Genomic DNA, 2,124 nt, shown 5'->3' on the forward strand with positions numbered 1-2,124 from the left:
ATTCAATTAGAGTGTGTTGGAAAAAAGTGAAAACCGTACCGCGACAGACAGAAATGGGCTGGGGGCCGAATATCATGGTCCACTTGCGGGTTGTTCAGTCGGAGTCATCGGTCTTAGGGAAAGTGGTGGGCGACCCTGGAATCGAACCAGGCGTGCGTCTCCGCGAGGGAGTTACAGTCCCCTGCCACACCTTGCGGCCTGTCGCCCACTGCGCCGCGACGCATTGCGCCGGACGTGGGGGCGTGATTACTAGCGGGCCAAAGGTGCGTCAAGGCGAAAACGAAGCCGCATCGTCCACTCGGAACATGCAGGTGCGAGAGATGAAAAAGCCCAAGTGGGTCGTCCAGAAAGAGCAGGAAAAGAAGGCCGAGGCGAACGCGACGCTCTGGCTCTTCGGGCTGCACGCGGTGCGCGATGCGCTGGCCAATCCGGCGCGGGAAAAGCTGCGCCTGATGGTGACACCGAATGCCCAGGTCAAGCTGCAGGATGCGATTGACGCGGCCGGAATCACGGCGGAAGTCGTGGACCCGCGCAAGTTCCGCCCGCCCATCGATCCGGGATCGGTGCATCAGGGGGCGGTGCTGGAGGTCAAACCGCTCAACTGGGGCCGGTTGGAAGATGTCTGCATCGGCGATGCGGCACCCCGGGTGCTGCTGCTGGACAGGGTCTCAGACCCGCATAACGTCGGCGCGATCCTGCGCTCGGCAGAGGTGCTGGGCGCTTCGGCGGTCATCGGCACGCGCCATCACGCGGCGCCCGAAACCGGCGCGTTGGCCAAGACGGCGAGCGGCGCGCTCGAACGGCAGCCCTATCTGCGGGTGCGCAACCTAGCGGATGCCATCCGCAGCCTGCAGAACATGGGCTACCTTGTCCTCGGCCTCGACGGGGAGGCGGAGCAAACCGTAGAAAGCGCGGTGGAAGGGCGCATGGACCGGCCCATCGCGCTGGTTCTGGGTGCCGAAGGCCCCGGCCTGCGGGAAAAGACCCGCGACACCGTCGATATGCTGGTACGGATCGACGCGGCGGGCACATTCGGGTCGCTCAACGTCTCCAATGCGGCGGCAATCGCCTTATATGCCACGAAAGAACACCGTTAAGGAGACCGCGTGGCCTATCCCACGAAGATCGCGACCTGCTGTTATTGTGCCAGCCGTACCGTCCTGACGCTGGATCAGGCCCGGCATGAGTTGACCTGCACAAGCTGCGGCGCCCCGCTGCGGCAGCTCAAGCAGATGCCGCGCGAAAGCGCCCCGGCGCGGCCCGCCATCTCTCACCAGCCCGCGCCCGTGCAGCGCAAGGAAAAGCCCGTGCGGATCCGCGCCCCTTACGACTCCGCGCCGAAAAAACAGGCCCGGAAGGTCGCGAAGCGCAAACCACGCAAATCATGGCTGCGCCATTTCGCTGAGGAAGCTTTCGATATTGTCGAGGACATTTTTGACTGATCCCCGCCGAAAGGACGGAAAATCGGCGGAAACCGGCGCATTTCCGTCCGAATTCGAACATCCCGGCGCCCAAGGCCTTTGATCCGCCTCATCAATACCTACCTCAATTACAGGACGCGCGATCTGGAACCCCGCGCGACACCCTACTGTCCCTCGTTCCGTACCTATGCGCCCCGGTCACGACTTGGGGCGCCTTTTTTTGCGCGCTTCCGTTCGGGGCCGCTGCGGGCTAAGAATTTGGCATGGGCTATTCGGACGAACACCTCAGGGACGTACTGAAAAGGACGCGGCGCATCGCGGTGGTGGGCGTTTCCACCAATCCGGTGCGGCCCAGCTTCTACGTGGGGCGATACCTCGCGCTGAAGGGCTATGACGTGGTGCCGGTCAATCCGGTCTATGCGGGTGAAACGCTGTTCGGAAAGACGGTCGTCGCCACGCTCGCCGAGGCGGGGGAGGGCGTCGACATGGTCGATATTTTCCGCCGGTCGGAGGCGGTGCCGGAGGTGGTGGAAGAGGCGCTGGCCGATTGCCCGGATCTGCGCACCATCTGGATGCAGATCGGCGTGACCCATGCCGAGGCCGCCGCCAAGGCGGAGGCGCGGGGGATCGACGTGATCCAGGATCGCTGCCCCAAGATCGAATACCAGCGCCTTTTCGGCGAGTTGCGCATGGGCGGTTTCGC

At 63.8% G+C, this 2,124-nt stretch carries 3 protein-coding genes and 1 tRNA gene; 3 read left to right on the plus strand and 1 reads right to left on the minus strand.

Translation table 11 applies throughout. The features are described 5' to 3' along the window. Positions 1 to 123 precede the first annotated feature (123 nt). Positions 124 to 207: transfer RNA gene (locus tag A3764_RS24610), tRNA-Tyr, on the minus strand. A gap of 113 nt (positions 208 to 320) precedes the next feature. Here A3764_RS24610 and rlmB point away from each other — a divergent pair. The 3 genes from rlmB to A3764_RS08870 all read left to right on the plus strand — a co-directional run. Beyond that, the gene (gene rlmB, locus A3764_RS08860; RefSeq protein WP_067927186.1) at positions 321 to 1,097 is read left to right on the plus strand and encodes a 23S rRNA (guanosine(2251)-2'-O)-methyltransferase RlmB; all 777 of its coding nucleotides are present in this window, start codon (positions 321 to 323) and stop codon (positions 1,095 to 1,097) included. Positions 1,098 to 1,106: 9 nt separating this feature from the next. Continuing rightward, the gene (locus A3764_RS08865) at positions 1,107 to 1,442 is read left to right on the plus strand and encodes a hypothetical protein (protein ID WP_067927183.1); all 336 of its coding nucleotides are present in this window, start codon (positions 1,107 to 1,109) and stop codon (positions 1,440 to 1,442) included. Positions 1,443 to 1,684: 242 nt separating this feature from the next. Further along, positions 1,685 to 2,124, plus strand: a 440-nt coding sequence (locus A3764_RS08870; protein ID WP_067951493.1) for a CoA-binding protein, incomplete at its 3' end; no start/stop codon positions are given.

It is taken from the genome of Sulfitobacter sp. HI0129 (assembly GCF_001635395.1).
Classification (GTDB): domain Bacteria; phylum Pseudomonadota; class Alphaproteobacteria; order Rhodobacterales; family Rhodobacteraceae; genus Sulfitobacter.

What these genes read in the sequence shown, in the direction of transcription:
- rlmB (WP_067927186.1), top strand. Translation starts at nt 321, where the DNA reads ATGAAAAAGCCCAAGTGGGTCGTCCAGAAAGAGCAGGAAAAGAAGGCC.